Annotated in this window: 17 protein-coding genes; 11 read left to right on the forward strand and 6 right to left on the reverse strand. The window is 66.2% G+C overall.

Annotated features, from left to right (window positions below; genetic code table 11):
- Window positions 1-132 precede the first annotated feature (132 nt).
- From HUW43_RS02460 to HUW43_RS02470, 3 genes are all read left to right on the forward strand, one after another.
- Window positions 133-2,283 carry a TonB-dependent receptor gene (locus HUW43_RS02460; protein ID WP_188235930.1) on the forward strand — a complete coding sequence of 717 codons (2,151 nt, stop codon included), beginning with the start codon at window positions 133-135 and terminating at the stop codon, window positions 2,281-2,283.
- A 147-nt stretch (window positions 2,284-2,430) separates the two neighbouring features.
- A complete protein-coding gene (locus HUW43_RS02465) occupies window positions 2,431-3,513 on the forward strand; it encodes a PepSY-associated TM helix domain-containing protein (protein WP_188236004.1) in 1,083 nt (360 codons plus the stop codon).
- Window positions 3,514-3,667: 154 nt separating this feature from the next.
- On the forward strand, window positions 3,668-5,836 hold the full coding sequence (locus tag HUW43_RS02470; protein ID WP_188235931.1) for a primosomal protein N': 2,169 nt from the start codon (window positions 3,668-3,670) through the stop codon (window positions 5,834-5,836).
- A 3-nt stretch (window positions 5,837-5,839) separates the two neighbouring features.
- On the opposite strand, the gene HUW43_RS02475 is transcribed toward HUW43_RS02470, so the two are convergent.
- The 3 genes from HUW43_RS02475 to HUW43_RS02485 all read right to left on the reverse strand — a co-directional run bounded on the left by HUW43_RS02475 (window position 5,840) and on the right by HUW43_RS02485 (window position 8,211).
- Complete coding sequence (locus tag HUW43_RS02475) at window positions 5,840-6,598, reverse strand: isocitrate lyase/phosphoenolpyruvate mutase family protein (RefSeq protein ID WP_188235932.1); 759 nt, start codon at window positions 6,596-6,598, stop codon at window positions 5,840-5,842.
- Window positions 6,599-6,679: 81 nt separating this feature from the next.
- Window positions 6,680-7,744, reverse strand: coding sequence for a bifunctional DNA-binding transcriptional regulator/O6-methylguanine-DNA methyltransferase Ada (gene ada, locus HUW43_RS02480; RefSeq protein WP_188235933.1), 1,065 nt, complete (start codon window positions 7,742-7,744; stop codon window positions 6,680-6,682).
- The gene (locus tag HUW43_RS02485; protein ID WP_188235934.1) at window positions 7,741-8,211 is read right to left on the reverse strand and encodes a DUF1203 domain-containing protein; all 471 of its coding nucleotides are present in this window, start codon (window positions 8,209-8,211) and stop codon (window positions 7,741-7,743) included. Before HUW43_RS02485 ends, ada begins: the two co-directional genes overlap by 4 nt.
- A 101-nt stretch (window positions 8,212-8,312) precedes the next feature.
- Between HUW43_RS02485 and HUW43_RS02490 the strand changes: the two genes are divergently transcribed.
- A complete protein-coding gene (locus HUW43_RS02490; protein WP_188235935.1) occupies window positions 8,313-9,854 on the forward strand; it encodes a S1C family serine protease in 1,542 nt (513 codons plus the stop codon).
- A 3-nt stretch (window positions 9,855-9,857) separates the two neighbouring features.
- On the opposite strand, the gene HUW43_RS02495 is transcribed toward HUW43_RS02490, so the two are convergent.
- Entirely contained in the window at window positions 9,858-10,643 is a 786-nt protein-coding gene (locus HUW43_RS02495) for an alpha/beta hydrolase (RefSeq protein ID WP_188235936.1), read from the reverse strand.
- Entirely contained in the window at window positions 10,640-11,317 is a 678-nt protein-coding gene (locus HUW43_RS02500) for a dienelactone hydrolase family protein (RefSeq protein WP_223181208.1), read from the reverse strand. The genes HUW43_RS02495 and HUW43_RS02500 overlap by 4 nt, the downstream gene beginning before the upstream one ends.
- 278 nt (window positions 11,318-11,595) lie before the next feature.
- Here HUW43_RS02500 and HUW43_RS02505 point away from each other — a divergent pair, with 278 nt between their 5' ends.
- The 6 genes from HUW43_RS02505 (at window position 11,596) to HUW43_RS02530 (ending at window position 18,355) form a co-directional block, all read left to right on the forward strand.
- Window positions 11,596-12,162 (forward strand): F0F1 ATP synthase subunit delta, encoded by a 567-nt coding sequence (locus HUW43_RS02505; RefSeq protein WP_188235938.1) that lies wholly within the window; start codon window positions 11,596-11,598, stop codon window positions 12,160-12,162.
- Between the two features lie 3 nt (window positions 12,163-12,165).
- Complete coding sequence (gene atpA / locus HUW43_RS02510) at window positions 12,166-13,695, forward strand: F0F1 ATP synthase subunit alpha (protein ID WP_188235939.1); 1,530 nt, start codon at window positions 12,166-12,168, stop codon at window positions 13,693-13,695.
- A 57-nt stretch (window positions 13,696-13,752) separates the two neighbouring features.
- Window positions 13,753-14,628: a F0F1 ATP synthase subunit gamma gene (locus HUW43_RS02515; RefSeq protein ID WP_188235940.1), complete on the forward strand. Its 876-nt coding sequence runs from the start codon at window positions 13,753-13,755 to the stop codon at window positions 14,626-14,628.
- 24 nt (window positions 14,629-14,652) lie between these two features.
- Entirely contained in the window at window positions 14,653-16,185 is a 1,533-nt protein-coding gene (gene atpD, locus HUW43_RS02520) for a F0F1 ATP synthase subunit beta (RefSeq protein WP_188235941.1), read from the forward strand.
- Window positions 16,186-16,338: 153 nt separating this feature from the next.
- Window positions 16,339-16,596 (forward strand): ATP synthase F1 subunit epsilon, encoded by a 258-nt coding sequence (locus tag HUW43_RS02525; protein ID WP_120220733.1) that lies wholly within the window; start codon window positions 16,339-16,341, stop codon window positions 16,594-16,596.
- A 265-nt stretch (window positions 16,597-16,861) separates the two neighbouring features.
- Complete coding sequence (locus HUW43_RS02530) at window positions 16,862-18,355, forward strand: CpaF family protein (protein ID WP_188235942.1); 1,494 nt, start codon at window positions 16,862-16,864, stop codon at window positions 18,353-18,355.
- A gap of 31 nt (window positions 18,356-18,386) precedes the next feature.
- On the opposite strand, the gene HUW43_RS02535 is transcribed toward HUW43_RS02530, so the two are convergent.
- The gene (locus HUW43_RS02535) at window positions 18,387-18,530 is read right to left on the reverse strand and encodes a hypothetical protein (RefSeq protein ID WP_223181209.1); all 144 of its coding nucleotides are present in this window, start codon (window positions 18,528-18,530) and stop codon (window positions 18,387-18,389) included.
- Window positions 18,531-18,627: 97 nt separating this feature from the next.
- Between HUW43_RS02535 and HUW43_RS02540 the strand changes: the two genes are divergently transcribed.
- The gene (locus tag HUW43_RS02540) at window positions 18,628-19,458 is read left to right on the forward strand and encodes a class I SAM-dependent methyltransferase (protein WP_188235944.1); all 831 of its coding nucleotides are present in this window, start codon (window positions 18,628-18,630) and stop codon (window positions 19,456-19,458) included.
- The last annotated feature ends 5 nt before the right edge of the window (window positions 19,459-19,463 follow it).

Consider the following 19,463-nt stretch of genomic DNA (forward strand, 5'->3'; position numbering starts at 1 on the left):
ACCGTCGCCCCGCCTGTGCGGGGGCGACGCCTTCCTTCGGTCGACACCCGCCCCCACCCGCGCCTCTCCCACAAATCTTCTTGCATTTGCGAATGTGTCGCACTAGCGGCCGGTCGCAAGCAGGAGTTGATAATGAATCGCAAATGGCTCGTCGCCGCGTTGCTGTCAGGCGCGCTTCCCTTCCCCGCATTCGCGCAGGACACGCGGCCCGTCGACGAAGCGATTGCGGGCGATGCGGGCGAAACGATCGTCGTCACCGCTGCGCGCACCATCCTGCCGCCCAACGCCCTGCCGCTGACGATCGACGTCATCGACAAGGACGCGCTCGACCAGCAGGTCGCCATTTCGGGTTCGGTCACCGACGCGGTCGCGACGCTGTCGCCCAGCTTTTCGCCGACGCGGCAGAAACTTTCGGGCGCGGGCGAGACGCTGCGCGGCCGCTCGCCGCTCTATGCCATCAACGGCATTCCGCAATCGACCCCGCTGCGCGACGGCAGCCGCGATGGTTTCACCATCGACGGCTTTTTCGTCGATCGGGTGGAACTGATCTTCGGATCGAACGCCTTGCAGGGGATCGGCGGCACCGGCGGCATCGTCAACCAGGTCACCGTCGGCGCCCCCGCCGACGAGGGTGTGTCGGGCCGCGCGCTGCTTCAGGCAACCGCCGACAATGACCTCTCCGACGAAGGCATGGGCGGCAAAGTCGCCGGCCTCGTCCAGTATAAGGCGGGGCGCTTCGACGCCTCGGTCGGCGCCGCATGGGAACGCCGGGGCGTGTTTTTCGACGGCGAGGGGCGCCCGGTCGGCATCAACCTGACGCAGGGCGAGACGCAGGATTCCGAAACCCTCTCCTTGTTCGGCCGCTTCGGCTATGCCGTCACCGACACGATGCGGCTCGACCTGATCGCGAGCCGCTTCGAGCTGGAGGGCGACGGCGATTATGCCGTGGTTGCGGGCAACAAGCTCGGCGGCGTGCCGACGAGCGCACAGCCCGGCACGCCGCCCGGCGTTCCCGCGACGAACCGCACCGAAAGCCTTGCATTGTCGCTGACCGACAGCGACTTTGGCGGCGGCAATTTCGTCGCCCAGATTTTCTGGAACCGCAGCCGCGACACCTTCGGCGGCGAACCCAATCCGATCGCGACCTTTCAGGATGCGGCGATCGCGCCCGTCGGCACGCTGTTCGACCAGTCGCAGAACCGCAGCCGCAAATATGGCGGCAAGCTGTCCTATGAACGCGCGGTGCCGGGGCTGGAAGCGCTGACGCTGATCGCCGGGTTCGACGCGCTGTGGGACACGACCGAACAACGGCTGATCGCAACCGACCGTGTCTGGGTGCCACCGACCGATTTCCGCAGTCTGGCGCCCTTTGGCCAGGCGAACCTCAAGCTTGCGGGAGGGCTTGTCCGGCTTGCGGGCGGCGTGCGCTATGAAAATGTGAAGATCACGATCGACGATTATACGACGCTCGCGTCGGCGGGCCGCACGTTCGTTTCGGGCGGCAGCCCGACCTTCGACGATGTATTGCTGAACGGCGGGGTGATCATCGAGCCGAGCCCCGGCATCCGCGCCTATGCGAGCTATGCCGAAGGCTACACCGTGCCCGACGTCGGCCGCATCACGCGCGCGGTGCGCACACCCGGCATCGACATCGACAGCTTCCTCGACATTTCGCCCATCGTGTCGAACAATCGCGAACTGGGCGTCGAGGTGAAGCGCGGCCCGCTCGACGCCAGCGCAACCTATTTCTGGTCGTCGAGCAAGAAGGGCCAATTGCTTATCGCACGCCCCGACGGCATTTTCGATGTCCAGCGCCAGCGCGTCGAGATCGAGGGGCTGGAAATCAACCTCGCGGTCAAGATGCCGATCGACGGGCTGACGCTGTCGGCGGGCTATGCGCATATCGTCGGCCAGTTCGACGACAACGGGGATGACGTGGTCGAAACCGACCTCGACGGCGCGAACATTTCGCCCGACCGGCTGAACCTTGCGGCGGCCTATGCCAGCGGCCGCTTTTCGGCGCGGGTGCAGACGCAATTCTATCTGGCACGCAGCTTCCGCGGCCCGAACCGCGACGCGCGCAACGATTTCGACGGCTACAACCTCACCGACGCAATCGTCCGCTATCAAACACGCCTCGGCGGGGTCAGCCTTGCGGTGCAAAATCTGTTCGACAAACAATATATCAGCTACGCAAGCGACACCCAGCGGCCGACCGACAATTTCTTCAACTTCGCCGGGCGCGGGCGCAGCTTCACGCTGGGGTGGGACTATCGCTTTTAACCAAACCCTTCCCCCCGCGAAGGCGGGGGCACATCTCCGGCCGGCGTCATGCCGGCCCAGTCGGCGATGGGTTCCCGCGTTGGCGCTATGCGCCGCGTTCGACTCCGCGCGAACACAAGGCTTTTTCAGGATGACCTTGCCAAAATGATGAAACTGCTCGACACACTGCACCGCTGGACCGGGGGGCTGATCGGTCTCGTGCTGGCGTTGCTCGGCCTGTCTGGCACGATCCTGCTCTACGAACATCTGTGGATCGGCGTTCCGGGCGCGAGCGACCCGCTGCGCGGCGACCTTGCGAGCGTCGCCGTCGCGACCGAAAAGCTGATGGCGGCGCCGGGCGCGCAGGGCATCATCTATGCCGACGACCGCTTCGGGCTGCATCAGCTGCGATTGGAGCAGGACGCGGGCGCCTATGCCAGCCAGTCCGGCGAGATCGCCGCACGCTGGGCAAGCCAGTGGGAACGGCCCGAATTGTGGATCTTCGATTTCCATCACCATCTCTTCGCAGGCGACAATGGCGAATGGGTGATCGGCATCGCGGGGCTTGCCGGACTCTTCTTCATCATCAGCGGGGCGATCCTCTGGTGGCGGACACGGCGGACCTTTCAGCTGCGCCTCTGGCCCAGGCGCCTGTCGCGACCGTCGATCGTCATGCACCACCGCGACCTCGGCATCGTTGTCGCGCCGCTGCTGCTGATCTCGATCATCACCGGCACGATGATGATTTTCCGCCCGTTCGCCCTGGGGGTGGTCGCGCCTTTTGGCCCGGTCGCAGAGACCGCCAAGGCGCTCGATCCGCCGAAATACAAGGGCGGTCCGCTGGCGGCGAAGCCCGATTACACTGCGATGCTGACCGAAGCGCACCGACGTTTCCCCGATGCCGATTTTCGCATCCTCAGCCTGCCGCGCGAGGATGGCGACCCGATCAGCCTCAGGATGAAGCAGCCCGCCGAATGGCTCCCCAACGGCCGCACGACCCTGTGGTTCGACGCCGCAACGGGCGAGTTGCTCGGCGCGCGCGACGCGCTCGCGATGCCGCTGGGCGCGCAGGCGTTCAACACGGCATTCCCGATCCATGCATCCAGGGTCGGCGGTTGGGCTTGGCGCGGCCTGATGACGGTTTCGGGCCTGTCGCTGACGCTGCTCGGCAGCCTTGCGGTATGGACCTTCTGGTTCCGGCGGCCGAAAGCAGCGAAACGCAGCGCGCGGGCAGCGCTGGTTCCGACTTAGGCGTGGATGGCGGCATTAGGTGGCAAGCTGACGTAGCGCAATCAAGTCCCTGTTCTTCAGGGTAGCGGCTTTATGGCCAAAACCGGGCGAAAGCCGCCACCGCCGACCAGGCGGCTTTCCTATTTCACCCGCCGCCCTATATCCTCCCCCATCCATGACCCGCGCCCGCGTCCTCCTGCTCACCGCCGCTCTCGGCCCGCTCGATTATCGCGTGCCGCAGGGCAGCGAAGCGCCGCTCGGCAGCGTCGTCGTCGCGCCGCTGGGTCCGCGGCGGATGGGCGGGGTGGTGTGGGAGGATGAAAGCTTCGGCGCGCCCGATCCGGTCGGCGACAACCGGCTGCGCAACCTCTATGACATCGTGCCCGTGCCGCCCATTGCGGCACCGCTCCGCCGCCTCGTCGAATGGACCAGCGACTATTATCTCAGCCCCCCCGGCGCGGTGCTGCGCATGGTGCTGCCCGGCATCGCCTTTGCCGATGCGCGGCGTCCGATCGTCGAATATCGCGCAACCGGCGAAATGCCGAAGCGGATGACGCCGCAGCGGACGCTCGCGCTCGAAAAGATCGGCAGCCGGCAGGGCATCGTGCGCGAACTCGCCGCGCTCGCCGAAGTGAGCGAGGCCGTGATCCGCGGACTGGTCCAGACCGGCGCGCTCGAAGCCGTGACCGTCTTGGCCGACGAGCCTTATCCCCAGCCTGATCCCGTCTTCGCGCCGCCCGACCTGTCCGCCGAGCAGGCGGCCGCCGCCGCACAGCTGCGCGATGCCGTCGCCGGTGCAAGGTTCGACACGCTGCTGCTCGACGGCGTCACCGGGTCGGGCAAGACCGAAGTCTATATGGAGGCGATCGCCGCCGCGATCGACGCGGGCAAGCAGGCGCTGGTGCTGCTCCCCGAAATCGCGCTTACCGAGCCGATGCTCACCCGCTTCGCCGCGCGCTTCGGCTGCGAGCCCGTTGCCTGGCACAGCGGGCTTCGTTCCACCGAGCGCCGCCGCGCGTGGCACGCGATCGCGAGTGGTGAGGCAAAAATTGTCGTCGGCGCGCGCTCGGCGCTCTTCCTGCCTTATGCGAATCTGGGCGTCATCGTCGTCGACGAAGCGCACGAGACGAGCTTCAAGCAAGAGGACGGCGTCCATTATCACGCGCGCGACGTCGCGGTGATGCGCGGGCATTTCGAAGGGTTGCCGGTCATCCTCGCAAGCGCGACCCCGGCGCTCGAAAGCCTCGCGATGGTCGAGGCGGGGCGCTATCGCCACATCCGCCTGCCTGCCCGCTTCGGCGGTGCGACGCTGCCCGGTCTCGCCGCAATCGACATGCGGCGCGATCCGCCTGACCGCGGCCGCTGGCTCGCGCCGCCGCTCGTCGATGCACTCGCCGACCGGCTCCACAAAGGCGAGCAGAGCCTGCTTTTTCTGAACCGCCGCGGTTTCGCGCCGCTGACCCTGTGCCGCACCTGCGGCCACCGCATCCAGTGCCCCAATTGCACCGCGTGGATGGTCGAGCATCGGCTCGTCCATCGCCTCGCCTGTCACCATTGCGACCACGTCATGCCGCCGCCGCGGCTCTGCCCCGAATGCGACGACGAGGACAGCCTTGTCGCGTGCGGCCCCGGCGTCGAGCGCGTCGCCGACGAGGTGGCGTTGCGCTTTCCCGAAGCGCGCGCCGCCATCGTCACCTCGGACACGCTCTGGTCGCCCGCGAAAGCCGCCGAGTTCGTCGCCAATGTCGAACAGGGGCTCGTCGACATCATCATCGGCACCCAGCTCGTCACCAAGGGTTATCATTTCCCCAATCTCACCCTCGTCGGAGTGGTCGACGCCGACCTTGGCCTTGACGGGGGCGATTTGCGCGCGTCCGAACGCAGCTTTCAGCAGATCGCGCAGGTCGCGGGGCGGGCCGGGCGCGGGGTCAAGCCCGGCGAGGTGCTGATCCAGACCCGCGTGCCCGACGCCCCGGTGATGGCCGCGCTGGTCGCGGGCGACCGCGACGGTTTCTATGCCGCCGAGGCCGCGGCGCGGCGGCAGGCGGGCGCGCCGCCCTATGGCCGCTTCGCCGCGCTCATCATCTCGTCCGAAGACCTCGATGTCGCGCGCGGCGTCGCCAGGCGGCTGGGCGACAAGGCGCCGGTCGCCGACGGCCTCGCCGTCTATGGCCCCGCCCCCGCGCCGCTCGCGATGCTGCGCGGCCGTCATCGCTTTCGCCTGCTGCTTCACGCCCCGCGCAGTTTCGACCTGCAGGGTGCGATCCGCGCCTGGGTGAACAGCATCGACTGGCCTGCCAAAGCGCGGCTCGCGATCGACGTCGATCCCTATAGTTTCGTCTGACCGTCAATAATCGGGCTCGCCGCCGCCCAGCACCTGCGCCGCCTGGCCCGTCAGCCACGCCATCGCCGCCGCCCAGGGCTGGTGCCCGTGGCTGATCCGCGCGACGCCCAGATCGGCGAGTTGCCTGTGCGTCGGACCGCCCTTGCCGCGCAATATGTTCACCGGCAGCGGCGAAGCATCGCAGATCGCGCCGATGCACCTGGGGTCGAGCAGGAAGGGCACGAACAGCGACCCCGCGCCCGCATCGGCATAGGCGCGCGCGCGTTCGAGCGTCACGGCAACCAGCGCATCGCCATCCTTCGCGACGTCTTTCCCACGGAAGCTGTCGCAGCGCGCATTGACGAAAATCCCGGTGTCGGCGGCGGCGCGATATCGCGCCACCGCTTCGGCAATTGGCAGCAGATCGCTCTGGCCGGGCAGCCGGTCCTCCATATTGATTCCCGCAGCGCCCGCGTCCTTCGCGCGGCCCACCGAAACGCCGACCGCTGCCGGATCGGCGCCATAGCCCGATTCCATGTCGATCGTCACCGGCAGGTCGGTGACCGACAGGATGCGTGTCAGGTTCGCGAACACATCGTCGATCGGGAAATCCTCGCCATCGGCGCGCCCCTGCGCGCCAGCGACGCCGAAGCTGCCCGTCGCTATCGCTTTCGCGCCCGCCGCAGCAACTGCCTTCGCGCTCCCCGCATCCCAGATGTTGACAAGGATCAGTGGGTCGCCGGGGGTGTGCAGCGCGCGGAAACGGGCAATCTTGTCAGTCATGCAAAAACTCCTTGGACATTCTGGCGGCGGATTATTGGGGGCGAAGTCCGGCGGCCAACCGCTTCCGGCCGCGCTGACCCATCAAAGTTCGTCGAAGCGGCGCTGCCCCGGCGCCCCTTCGCGGCGGAGCAATTCGTCCTTGATCGGCAGGCCATAGGCGTAGCCGCCGAGCGAGCCGTCGCCGCGCACGACGCGGTGGCAGGGGATGAGCACGGCGACATTGTTCGCGCCGTTCGCGCTCCCCGCCGCGCGCACCGCCCTGGGCTTGCCGACCGCGGCGGCAATGTCGGCGTAGCTGCGGGTCTCGCCCGCCGGAATCTTGCGCAGTTCGCGCCACACAGCCTCCTGGAACGCCGTCCCTTTCACGTCGATCGGGATGTGGTCGAAACCCTGCGTCGGCGCCTCGACGGCTTCAATTACCTGCAAGAGAAGCGCGGCGAATTCTTCGCCGCCTTCGACCAGCGTGGCCGCGGGGAAACGTTGTTCGAGCGCCTCGCGTCCCTCGGCGAAGCTCAGGCGGCACACGCCCTTGTCGGTTGCCGCGACGAGCATGTCGCCAAGACTGGTCGGCACGACCGCCCAGTGGATTTCCACACCCTTGCCGCCGTTCACCCATGCTGACGGGGTCATCCCCATACGGCCCTCCATATTATCGTAAAAGCGCGACGGCCCCGAAAAGCCGGCGTCGTAGATCGCGTCGGTCACCCGCGACCCCTCGCTCAGCGCCGCCCGTGCGCGCTCCTCGCGCAGCGCGCGGGCATATGCGGCGGGCGACAGGCCGGTGTGACGCGTGAAGACGCGCTGGAAATGCGTCGGCGAATAGCCGGTGCACGCAGCGAGATCGGCGAGCGCGAGCGGCTCCTCGCTCTGCTTGATCGCGGCGATCGCCTTGATCACCGCGCTTTCGTCGCGCGCGACATCGTCGGGCAGGCAGCGTTTGCAAGGCCGCAAGCCCGTCGCACGCGCCGCCGCTCCATCGGCAAAGAAGCGCACATTTTCACGCAGCGGATGCCGCGCGGCGCAGCTCGGCCGGCAATAGATGCCGGTGGTGAGCACGCCGGTCACGAAGCGCCCGTCGAACGCCTTGTCGCGCGCCTGCACCGCCCGCCAACATTCATCGTCGGCCATCCGAAGGTGGCGGCTCATGGCTCATCCCTTTCGATCCGCGCGGCGAAACAGCCGTGCGCGGCATTATGCGCATCGATATAGGCGATGGCATCGTCGGCGAACAGGTTGCGGATCGCGCCATCGGCGTCGCCCGGCCCCGCCAGCGCCGCGGTCCTCAGCATCCCGTCGGCGCCAAAGGCGCGCAGCGCGAGCGGGCGCCCCTCGAACACCGGCGGGGTTTCGTCACGCCAGATCGCCGCCTCGACGCCCGGCCGAACATAGATGGCATAGGCGCTGCGATAGGGCGTTTCGACATCGTGGCTGACATGGTGGAGCAGAATCAGTTCTTCGCCCGCCTTCGCATCCTCCAGGCTGATCCGACACGGCCAGCCGCGGTCGGCCTCTGCGGTGACGCGCCGCGCGTTGTTCGCGGCAAGCTCGGCGTCATCCATCGCGAACAGGGGGGCGAAGAGGTCGGGTGACAGCCCGCTGATCCTGTAGGTCATCGCATCGTCCTTTCTCTGGTTCGCGATCATCATGCCGCCACGCCGTCCGCGCCGCGTCCCGATGCTTGCGTTCAAAGCCTGCTCGACTAGTCTGCCGCGCCATGACCCGCTTCCTCGCGCTGCTGCTCGCCCTTTTCGCCCTCACCGTCCCCGCGCGCGCCGCCGACGACATCAGCGCCGCGTCGCGCAGCGTCGTGCGCGTCGTCACCGTTGCGATGATGGACGGCGAGGTCGTCGGTTTCGGCCATGGCAGCGGCATCGCCATCTCGCCGACGCGCATCGTCACCAACGCGCATGTCGTCGAATCGGCGGCGCGCTACCCAGGCAATGTCGCGCTGGGCGTGGTTCCGTCGGAAGGGCAAAAAAGCTTTGCCGGCAAGCTGATCGCGATCGATACCGCGCGCGACCTCGCGCTGGTCGAGATCACCGAGGGGCGCCTGCCCGCCGCCGCCGTCTACACCGGCCCGCTCGAATCGGGCGCCGATGTCGTCGCGCTCGGCTATCCCGGCAATGTCGACCTTGCGACCGCGCGCAGCGCGAACGACTATATCACCCCGCGCACGCCGACGCGCAGCGAGGGCAATTTTTCGAACATGCAGGCGGTCGACGGCGTCGCCATGCTGATTCACACCGCCAAAATCTCGCGCGGCAATTCCGGCGGACCGCTCGTCGACCAGTGTGGGCGCATCGTCGGCATCAATACCGCGATCACCCGCGCCGACGACGGCGATTCGCCCTTTGCCTTTGCGATCGCCGGGCGCGAGCTTACGCGCTTCCTCGCCGATGCGGGGCAGCAATATGGCAGCGTCGGCACCACCTGCCTGTCGATGGCCGAAGCCGACGCACGCGAACGCGCGGCGATCGAGGCCGAGGCGCGCGCCGCCGCCGCCGCCAATGCCGCGCGCGACGCCGCGGCAAAACTTGACCGCGAGCTCAAGCAGGCGCGCGCCGAGGAGGAGGCGCTGGCGGCGCGCGAAAATCGCATCGCGCTCGCCGGCGTCCTGTTCGTCATCGGCGCGCTCGCGGCGGGCGCCGGGCTGATGTTCTACAGCCAGAAGAATCTGCGCCATGCCAAGCTGGCGGGCGGCGGCGGCGGTGCGCTGATGCTCGCGGCGGTGGCGCTGTTCGTCACCCGGCCCGATGCCCATGCCGACATCGCCGACGAGGCCGCCAAATCCCCCGCAAGCGAAGCGCCGCAGCTCGCCGAGGGCAGCCTGCTTTGCACGATCCGTCCCGACCGCAGCCGGATCACCGTGTCGGCGACGACCGACGTGCCGATCCGCATCGGCAAGGGCGGCTGCGTCAACGGCCGCACCCAATATACGCGCGGCGCCGACGGCCGCTGGCAGCGCATCCTGGTGCCGAACGAGGAAGCGACCGTCACGGTTGCGTCGATCGACGCCGCGGGGCGCGACTATCGCGTCGAACGCTATCTGCTGGATGCCGAAACGATGGCAAAGGCCCGCGAGACGCGCACCGCGATCACGCTCAAGATCTGCACCGCAGACCCCGGCGAACTCGCGGGCCTCGCCGCGCAGCAGGACGCGATCCGCAGCGCGCTGCCCGCCACCCCCAACGAACGCCTCGTCTATCGCTGCCAACCGGCGACCGGCGCGGCGGCGGAGTCCGCGCCCGGCGACTGAGCCTCAGCGCAGCCCGTCCATCCACCGCGACAGCTGCGCCTGCGCGGGCGCGGTATAGGCCAGTTCATGCCCGACGCCCGCGATCCGCACCACGGTCGCATCGGGCCGCGCGGCGCGCAGTCGCTCCAGATTGGCCGGTGTCACCAGCGTGTCGGCATCGCCGTGCAACAGGAAAACAGGCGCCTTCACCCGCGCAAGCTTTGCGCCATTGTCGAAGCGATCGCGTATCAGCCAGCGCGGGACGAAGGGGATCGCCTCCACCACAACATCGGGCAGGCTGGACAAGCCCGACACCAGCATCAGCGCCGCGACATCGTGCCGCAGCGCGATTTCGGTCGCCGGACCGGACCCGATCGAATTGCCGACGACGACGACATCGCGCTCCGCCATCCCTTCTGCCGCCAGCCAGCGCATCGCCGCCGCGCCGTCGCGATAGAGACCTTCTTCGCTGGGCGAACCAGGGTTGCCGCCATAGCCGCGATATTCGGCGAGCAGCAGCCCGTTTCCCTTCGCCGCGAAGCCGCGCGTCGCCTGAACCGCGCCAAGCAGATTGTCGCCATTCCCGTGAAAGAACAGGATGGTGCGCTGGCCCGGCTGCGCCGCGCGGTAGAAGGCGATCAGCCGCAGCCCGTCGTCGGTCTGCGTGTGGACCAACCGGAACCCCGGTGGCGGCGCCTGCGGATATTGCGCGGGCGCCGGAAAGATCATCCGCCGTTGCTGGGTATAGAGCAGCGCCGCCGCCGCCACGACAAAAACGAGAATCAGAAGGCCCAGCCTGGCGAAGCTCACCCGCCGCACGCCCTGAACAGCATCAGCGTGCGCTCGCGCGCCAGATCCGCGCTCGGTTCGTGATAATCCTTGCGGCGGTCGCTGTTGAAGCCATGCCCCGCATCGTAAACGAAAATCTGCGCCGTCGGGTGATCCTTTGCGATCAGCGCCTCGACGCCGTCCATCGGGATACCGCCATCATAGCGGCCGAAATGGGCGATGGTCGCGCAGCGCGGCGCCGCGTCCCTGAACATCGTCGGCACGAGGCTGCCGTAATAGGAGGAAGCCGCCGCCAGATCGGGGCTGACCTGCGCCATGCGCCACGCGACGGACCCGCCATAACAATAGCCGGTGATGAAGACTGGCCCCTTATCCTTGAGTGCGTCGATGCAGGTCTGCGCGTCCTTCAGGCTCTGTTCAAAGGGATGAAGCTCGCGCGCCAGCTCGACCGCGCGTTCGAACTGCGGCCCCGAATAGTCGCTCTCGAACCCCGGATGCTCGCGGTCGAAGAGCGCGGGGCTGAGCACTTCATAACCGTCGGCGGCATATTCGTCGCAAAGCTCGCGGATATGGTCGGTGACGCCGAAGATTTCCTGCACGAGCACCAGCCCGCCGCGACGTTCGCCTTCGGCCTCGGCACGATAGACGGCGATTTCAGCGCCATCGTCCATCCTCATGCGGATCATCTCGCCCATGGCCTTGCCCCTCATCCGTTCGCCCCGAGCGTGTCAAAGGGCCGTTCTTCCGTCCCTTTTGCAGAAAGGACTGCCGTTCGACAAGCGCCGGGCCTGCTCCCGCGAAAGCGTGGGGCAGGCGGGTTGGGAAAGGCAGCGCTCGGACTTCCAACCCCCGCCTTGCATTGCGCCACAATCGTTGCTACGCGCGCCCCGACTTTGCAGCGGGGGGCATTTTCGGATGCCGGTCAAATCCGCGCAGCCATCCCCCTTGGGATCGAAGAAAAGGACTTTCGCGCGTGGAGAATTCCGGCGGCATTCAGGGCAACATCACGGCGGGCCTCGCGGGCCGTTATGCCAGCGCGCTGTTCGACCTGGCCCGCGAATCGAACGCCATCGACAGCGTCAAGAAGAGCCTGGCCGATCTGAAGGCGGGTCTGGCCGAATCGGCCGACCTGTCGGCACTGATCGCGAGTCCGGTCGTCGCGCGCGCCGACGCCGCCAAGGCAATCGAAGCCGTCGCCCGGGCGATGAAGCTCGATTCGCTGACCGCGAAGTTCCTGGGCGTGCTCGCCGAAAACCGCCGCCTTGCGGATCTGCCCGCGATGATCGCGGCGTATGACGCGATCGTCGCCGATTACCGCGGCCAAGTGACCGCCAAGGTCACCAGCGCACACCCGCTCACCGCCGAACAGCTTGAAACGCTGACCGCCAACCTCAAATCCCGTGTCGGGCGCGACGTCACCGTCGCGGCGACCGTCGATCCCGCCATCCTCGGCGGCCTCGTCGTCCAGCTGGGCAGCCAGCTGATCGACGGCAGCATCCGTACCCGTCTCAATAGCTTCGCGACTGCGATGAAAGGCTGAATAATGGAAATCCGCGCCGCTGAAATCAGCAAAGTCATCAAGGACCAGATCGCCAATTTCGGGACCGAAGCCACGGTCAGCGAAATCGGCTCGGTGCTCTCGGTCGGCGACGGCATCGCCCGCGTCCACGGCCTCGACAATGTCCAGGCCGGTGAAATGGTCGAATTCGCCAACGGCGTGAAGGGCATGGCATTGAACCTCGAAGCCGACAATGTCGGCATCGTGATCTTCGGCAGCGACGCCGAGATCAAGGAAGGCGATCAGGTCAAGCGCACCGGCACGATCGTCGACGTCCCCGTCGGCAAGGGCCTGCTCGGCCGCGTCGTCGATGGCCTTGGCAACCCGATCGACGGCAAGGGGCCGATTCTGGCCGACAAGCGCATGCGCGTCGAGGTGAAGGCGCCGGGCATCATCCCGCGCACCTCGGTCCACGAACCCGTCCAGACCGGCCTCAAGGCGCTCGACGCGCTCGTCCCCGTCGGCCGCGGCCAGCGCGAACTCATCATCGGCGACCGCCAGACCGGCAAGACCGCCGTTGCGATCGACACCTTCATCAACCAGAAGGAAATCAACAAGGGCGACGACGAAACGAAGAAGCTTTATTGCATCTATGTCGCGGTCGGCCAGAAGCGCTCGACCGTCGCGCAGATCGTCCGCCAGCTCGAAGAAAATGGCGCGATGGAATATTCGATCGTCGTCGCCGCGACCGCGTCCGAGCCCGCGCCGCTCCAGTTCCTCGCGCCTTATACGGGCTGCACGATGGGCGAATATTTCCGCGACAACGGGATGCACGCCGTGATCGTCTATGACGATCTGTCGAAACAGGCCGTCGCCTATCGCCAGATGTCGCTGCTGCTGCGCCGTCCGCCGGGCCGCGAAGCCTACCCCGGCGACGTTTTCTATCTGCACAGCCGCCTGCTCGAACGCGCCGCGAAGATGAACAGCGACAATGGCGCCGGCTCGCTGACCGCGCTGCCGATCATCGAAACGCAGGCGGGCGACGTGTCGGCGTACATCCCGACCAACGTGATTTCGATCACCGACGGCCAGATCTTCCTCGAAACCAACCTGTTCAACGCGGGTATCCGTCCGGCGATCAACGTCGGCCTTTCGGTGAGCCGCGTCGGCTCGGCCGCGCAGACCAAGGCGATGAAAAAAGTGTCGGGTTCGATCAAGCTCGAGCTCGCCCAGTATCGCGAAATGGAAGCCTTTGCGCAGTTCGGTTCGGACCTCGACGCCTCGACGCAGAAGCTGCTCAACCGCGGCGCGCGACTGACGCAGCTTTTGAAGCAGCCGCAGTTCCAGCCGATGCCGTTCGAGGAACAGACCGCGTCGATCTTTGCCGGCACCAACGGCTATCTCGACAATGTCGCGACGACCGACGTGTCGCGTTACGAACAGGCGATGCTCGCCTATCTGCGCAGCGACCATGCCGATGTGCTGAAGGCGATCCGCGACACCAAGGATCTGGGCGACGACACGAAAAAGGCGCTGGTCGCGGCGCTTGACGCCTTCGCCAAGATTTTCGCGTAAGCCAAGTTACCGTGAGCCCGGCCACCTGCGCCGGGCTGACGAACAAGAGGGGCCGTAATGGCATCGCTTAAGGAACTCAAAGGGCGGATCGTCTCGGTCAAATCGACCCAGAAGATCACCAAGGCCAAGAAGATGGTCGCCGCCGCCAAGCTGCGCAAGGCACAGGCCGCGGCCGAAGCCGCGCGTCCTTACGCCGAGCGGCTCGAAGGCGTCGTCGCCAGCCTCGCGTCAAAGGTCGGCGCGTCGGATTCGGCGCCGAAGCTGCTCGCGGGCACCGGCAAGAGCGACACGCACCTGCTCGTCGTGCTCAACAGCGACCGCGGCCTTGCCGGCGCGTTCAACTCGAACATCGTCAAAGCCGCGCGCGACAAGGCGCTCGAATTGCAATCGCAAGGCAAGAAGGTTCTCTTCTACCTCGTCGGCCGCAAGGGTCGCCCGGTGATCGCGCGCCTCTTCCCCGGCCAGATCATCGAACAGTATGAGACGACCGGAATCCGCGACATCGGCTTCGAGCAGGCGAGCGAGATTTCGGCGAAGCTGATGGAGCTTTACGAAGCCGGCGCCTTTGACGTCGCGCATCTCTTTTATTCCAAGTTCCGCTCGGCGCTGCTCCAGATCGCCACCGGCCAGCAGATGATCCCCGTTCCGCCACCGGCCGAAGCGCCGGTGTCGAGCGGCGCTGCCGTCGAATATGAACCGGGCGAAGAGGAAATCCTCGCCGACCTGTTGCCGCGCAACGTCACGATCCAGATCTTCAAGGGCCTCCTTGAAAACGCGGCGTCCGAACAGGGCGCGTCGATGACCGCGATGGACAATGCGACGCGCAACGCCGGCGAGCTGATCAACAAGCTGACCATCGTTTACAACCGCACGCGTCAGGCGGCGATCACCACCGAACTCATCGAAATCATCGCGGGCGCCGAAGCGCTCTAACCGATCAACCCAAGGAAGAAGACCATGGCAACCGCACCCGCCCCTGAAAAGAAGGCACCCGCCAAGAAGGCCGCCGCGCCCAAGGCGGCAGCGTCGAAGAAGGCCGCCGCACCCAAGGCCACCAGCACCGCAACGGGCCGCGTCGCGCAGGTCATCGGCGCCGTCGTCGACGTCCAGTTCACGGGCGAGCTGCCCGCGATCCTGAACGCGCTCGAAACCGACAATAATGGCAACCGCCTTGTCCTCGAAGTCGCGCAACATCTTGGCGAAAACACCGTCCGCACCATCGCGATGGACGCGACCGACGGCCTGACCCGCGGCCAGCCGGTGCGCGACACCGGCGCGCAAATCTCGGTCCCCGTCGGTCCGCAGACGCTCGGCCGCATCCTCAACGTCATTGGCGACCCGATCGACGAACGCGGCCCGGTGAACAGCGACATGAGCGCGCCGATCCACGCCAAGGCCCCCGAATTCGTCGACCAGTCGACCGAAGCGTCGATCCTCGTCACCGGCATCAAGGTCATCGACCTGATCGCTCCTTACGCCAAGGGCGGCAAGATCGGCCTGTTCGGCGGCGCGGGCGTCGGCAAGACCGTGCTCATTCAGGAACTGATCAACAACATCGCCAAGGGCCATGGCGGCGTCAGCGTGTTCGCGGGCGTCGGCGAACGCACGCGCGAAGGCAACGACCTGTATCACGAGTTCCTCGACGCCGGCGTTATTGCCAAGGACGCCGACGGTAATCCGACGCCGGAGGGTTCGAAGGTGGCGCTGGTGTTCGGCCAGATGAACGAGCCGCCGGGCGCCCGCGCGCGCGTCGCGCTGTCGGGCCTCACCATGGCCGAATATTTCCGCGACCAGGAAGGCCAGGACGTGCTCTTCTTCGTCGACAACATCTTCCGCTTCACCCAGGCGGGTTCGGAAGTGTCGGCGCTGCTCGGCCGTATTCCGTCGGCGGTGGGCTATCAGCCGACGCTGTCCACCGACATGGGCGCGCTGCAGGAACGCATCACTTCGACCACCAAGGGTTCGATCACCTCGGTGCAGGCGATTTACGTTCCCGCGGACGACTTGACCGACCCCGCGCCCGCGACCTCCTTCGCACACCTCGACGCGACGACGACGCTCAGCCGTGCGATTTCGGAACTCGGCATCTATCCCGCGGTCGATCCGCTCGATTCGACCTCGCGCGTGCTGACGCCCGCCGTCGTCGGCCAGGAGCATTATGAGACCGCCCGCCGCGTTCAGGAAACGCTGCAGAAATACAAGTCGCTGCAGGACATCATCGCGATCCTCGGCATGGACGAGCTTTCGGAAGAGGATAAGCTCGTCGTCGCCCGCGCACGCAAGATCCAGCGCTTCCTGTCGCAGCCCTTCCACGTCGCCGAAGTCTTCACCGGCATCCCCGGCAAGTTCGTGCCGATCGAGGAGACGGTGAAGTCGTTCAAGGCGGTCGTCGACGGCGAATATGACCACCTGCCCGAAGCGGCCTTCTACATGGTCGGCGGCATCGACGAAGCGGTCGCCAAGGCCGCGAAGCTCGCCGAAGACGCGTAAGTTGATTACCCCCTCCCCTTCAGGGGAGGGGCACAGAGACTGGTCCGGCATGGCCGGGCCCTGGTCGAGCGGGGTGGGGGCTTCGGCCTTGCGCAAGGTCGAAAGCCCAACCCCAACCCTCCCCTTAAGGGGAGGGGCTTTAGGAATGAAGACATGGCTCTGAAGTTCGAACTCGTCACCCCCGCCCGCCTCGAGCGGTCCGCCGACGTCCATATGGTCACCGTTCCGGGGACCGAGGGCGATTTTTCGGTGCTCGAAGGTCATGCGCCCTTCATGGCGACGCTGCGCAATGGCCCGCTGACGATCTATGCGTCGCAGGGCGCCGCGCCCGAAGTGATCGAAGTCGAAGGCGGCTTCGCCGAGGTCAACGAAGCGGGCCTCACCGTTCTGGCCGAACATATCGCCGGCTGAGTTCTCCCTCCCCCCCCCCGTCCACGGGTTGGGTCGAAAGCCCGCATCCACCCGGATGCGGGCTTTTTACTTATTGGGGGCATGTCGCGGGCGCACGCTGCGGAGTGGCGGTTAAGGACATGGTGGCTCTCTCCCGCACCGCGTCTCCCGGCCCGCGACATTAGGACAATGTCAAAGTTTCCGATTTATTCACCGTGGCATATGGGGGTTCCGTCAGCATTTCGGCGGGATTCCTTGTTGAGAGAATCGAAGCAGGATAAAGCGAATGAGTGCATTCGGACGCCGACCCGGAGCCGCTGGCCGCCCCGCCTTTGGCGTGGCGAAGCCGATGCAGACGGGTGCCGCCCTACCCGGTGGAGCCCAGTTCCCCGCGATTGACACGCCCGCCGAAACCCCGTTGCCGATGCCGTCGCACCTGTCGCCCGAAGACGACGCGATGGAACGACTCAACCAGCGCTCGACCGCCGAGATGGCCGAACCCGAAAAAGCACAGGGATTCGAGGTGAGCGTCCACAAGATCAAGGAACAGGTGCTGCCGCGCCTGCTCGAGCGTGTCGATCCCGAAGCCGCGGCGACGCTGTCGAAGGACGAGCTGACCGAAGAGTTTCGCCCGATCATCCTCGAAGTGCTCGCCGAGCTTCGCATCACGCTCAATCGCCGCGAACAGTTCGCACTCGAAAAGGTGCTCGTCGACGAACTGCTCGGCTTTGGCCCGCTGGAGGAATTGCTCGCCGATCCCGACGTTTCCGACATCATGGTCAACGGTCCCTATCAAACCTATGTCGAGCGCAAGGGCCAGCTGATGCTCGCGCCGATCCAGTTCCGCGACGAACAGCATCTGTTCCAGATCGCCCAGCGCATCTGCAACCTCGTCGGCCGCCGCGTCGACCAGACGACGCCGCTCGCCGACGCGCGGCTCAAGGACGGCAGCCGCGTCAATGTGATCGTGCCGCCGCTGAGCCTGCGCGGCACCGCGATCTCGATTCGCAAATTTTCGGCAAAGCCGATCACGCTTGACATGCTCTGCCAATGGGGCGCGATGAGCCAGAAGATGTGCACCGCGCTGAAAATCGCAGGCGCCAGCCGCTTCAACATCGTCATTTCGGGCGGCACGGGTTCGGGTAAGACCACCATGCTCAACGCCCTGTCCAAGATGATCGACCCCGGCGAGCGCGTGCTGACCATCGAGGACGCCGCCGAACTTCGCCTGCAACAGCCGCACTGGCTGCCGCTCGAAACGCGCCCCGCGAACCTTGAAGGCAATGGCGCGATCCACATGGGCGACCTTGTCAAGAACGCGCTGCGTATGCGCCCCGACCGCATCATCATGGGCGAGGTTCGCGGCGCCGAATGTTTCGACCTGCTCGCCGCGATGAATACCGGTCACGACGGGTCGATGTGCACGCTCCACAGCAACAGCCCGCGCGAATGCCTCGGCCGTATGGAAAATATGGTGCTGATGGGCGACATCAAGATTCCGAAGGAAGCGATCTCGAAACAGATCGCCGATTCGGTCGACCTGATCGTCCAGATCAAGCGCCTGCGCGACGGTTCGCGCCGCGTCACCAACATCACCGAAGTGATCGGCATGGAAGGCGACGTCATCGTCACCCAGGAATTGTTCAAGTTCGAATATCTGGACGAAGACAAGGACGGCAAGATCGTCGGCGAATATCGCTCGATGGGCTTGCGTCCCTACACGCTGGAAAAAGCGCGGCAGTACGGGTTCGACCAGCCGTATCTGGAGGCGTGCCTGTAGTATAAGCCCCCGCCCCCCAGGGGAGAAGGAATCACGGCTTCAGCGCCAGCGCCGCGGCCAAAAACGCAACCCCCGCCGACGTCAGCGCGATCCCGCGCCACGGCATGAATCCGACCTTGTCGACGTCGCGCCGGTTGTTGCGACGCCAATTCGCGACTTCGGCGATGCCGAACAACGCTCCCGCCGCAATCGCCACCGACAGCATCGACACTTGCATTGACGCGCGCACCTTCGCAAACAGGGGACAGTCCCCCAAAAGAGAGGTTGCCCATATGCGTTCGCTGATCCTCGTTGCAAGTAGTGCCCTCGCTCTCGCCGCCCCCGCGGCGGTCCTCGCCGACCATCATGGCGACGGCCACGCGGCACACCAGGCGCATCACGCAATCGCCGCCGCGGTTGCCGCGCCGACGCGCACTCCCGCGAATGTCGAGCGCGACAAATATCGCCACCCCGCCGAAACGCTCGCCTTTTTCGGCGTGAAGCCCGGCGACACGGTGGTCGAACTGTGGCCCGGTGGCGGCTGGTACACCGAAATCCTTGCCCCGCTGGCCAAGGCCGGCGGCGGCGCGCTTTATGTCGCGGCGCCGTGGGAACGCGGGCTCAATCGCATCAAGGAAAAACAGGCCGCCGACGCTGCCACCTATGGCGCGCTGAAACTGGCCGAGTTTCCCGCCACCGGCGCCGGACCGAAGGTGCCCGACGGCAGCGCCGACGTCGTGCTGACCTTCCGCAACGTCCACAACTGGCGCTTTAGCGGCGCCGACAAGACCGCCGACGCCTTCAGGCAGATTTTCGCGATGCTGAAACCCGGCGGCACTTTGGGTGTCGTCGAGCATCGGCTGAACGAGGATGACGACGCCGCCAAGGAAGAAAAATCCGGCTATATGAAGGAAAGCTCGGTCATCGCCTTTGCCGAAGCCGCAGGCTTCAAGCTGGTCGGCAAGAGCGAGATCAACGCCAATCCCAAGGACACCAAGGATTATGAAAAGGGCGTCTGGACGTTGCCGCCGAACCTGCGCGAAGGCGAGGTCGACCGCGCCAAATATATCGCGATCGGCGAATCGGACCGGATGACGCTCAAATTCGTGAAGCCCGCAAGCTGAAGCCG

It is taken from the genome of Sphingopyxis sp. LK2115, from assembly GCF_014595975.1.
Taxonomy (GTDB): Bacteria; Pseudomonadota; Alphaproteobacteria; order Sphingomonadales; family Sphingomonadaceae; genus Sphingopyxis.

Excerpts from the sequence above, each read along its gene's own strand:
- HUW43_RS02460 (WP_188235930.1), top strand. The coding sequence starts at position 133 with ATGAATCGCAAATGGCTCGTCGCCGCGTTGCTGTCAGGCGCGCTTCCC.
- HUW43_RS02465 (WP_188236004.1), top strand. The coding sequence starts at position 2,431 with ATGAAACTGCTCGACACACTGCACCGCTGGACCGGGGGGCTGATCGGT.
- HUW43_RS02470 (WP_188235931.1), top strand. The coding sequence starts at position 3,668 with ATGACCCGCGCCCGCGTCCTCCTGCTCACCGCCGCTCTCGGCCCGCTC.
- HUW43_RS02475 (WP_188235932.1), bottom strand. The coding sequence starts at position 6,598 with ATGACTGACAAGATTGCCCGTTTCCGCGCGCTGCACACCCCCGGCGAC.
- ada (WP_188235933.1), bottom strand. The coding sequence starts at position 7,744 with ATGAGCCGCCACCTTCGGATGGCCGACGATGAATGTTGGCGGGCGGTG.
- HUW43_RS02485 (WP_188235934.1), bottom strand. The coding sequence starts at position 8,211 with ATGACCTACAGGATCAGCGGGCTGTCACCCGACCTCTTCGCCCCCCTG.
- HUW43_RS02490 (WP_188235935.1), top strand. The coding sequence starts at position 8,313 with ATGACCCGCTTCCTCGCGCTGCTGCTCGCCCTTTTCGCCCTCACCGTC.
- HUW43_RS02500 (WP_223181208.1), bottom strand. The coding sequence starts at position 11,317 with ATGGGCGAGATGATCCGCATGAGGATGGACGATGGCGCTGAAATCGCC.
- atpA (WP_188235939.1), top strand. The coding sequence starts at position 12,166 with ATGGAAATCCGCGCCGCTGAAATCAGCAAAGTCATCAAGGACCAGATC.
- HUW43_RS02515 (WP_188235940.1), top strand. The coding sequence starts at position 13,753 with ATGGCATCGCTTAAGGAACTCAAAGGGCGGATCGTCTCGGTCAAATCG.
- atpD (WP_188235941.1), top strand. The coding sequence starts at position 14,653 with ATGGCAACCGCACCCGCCCCTGAAAAGAAGGCACCCGCCAAGAAGGCC.
- HUW43_RS02525 (WP_120220733.1), top strand. The coding sequence starts at position 16,339 with ATGGCTCTGAAGTTCGAACTCGTCACCCCCGCCCGCCTCGAGCGGTCC.
- HUW43_RS02530 (WP_188235942.1), top strand. The coding sequence starts at position 16,862 with ATGAGTGCATTCGGACGCCGACCCGGAGCCGCTGGCCGCCCCGCCTTT.
- HUW43_RS02540 (WP_188235944.1), top strand. The coding sequence starts at position 18,628 with ATGCGTTCGCTGATCCTCGTTGCAAGTAGTGCCCTCGCTCTCGCCGCC.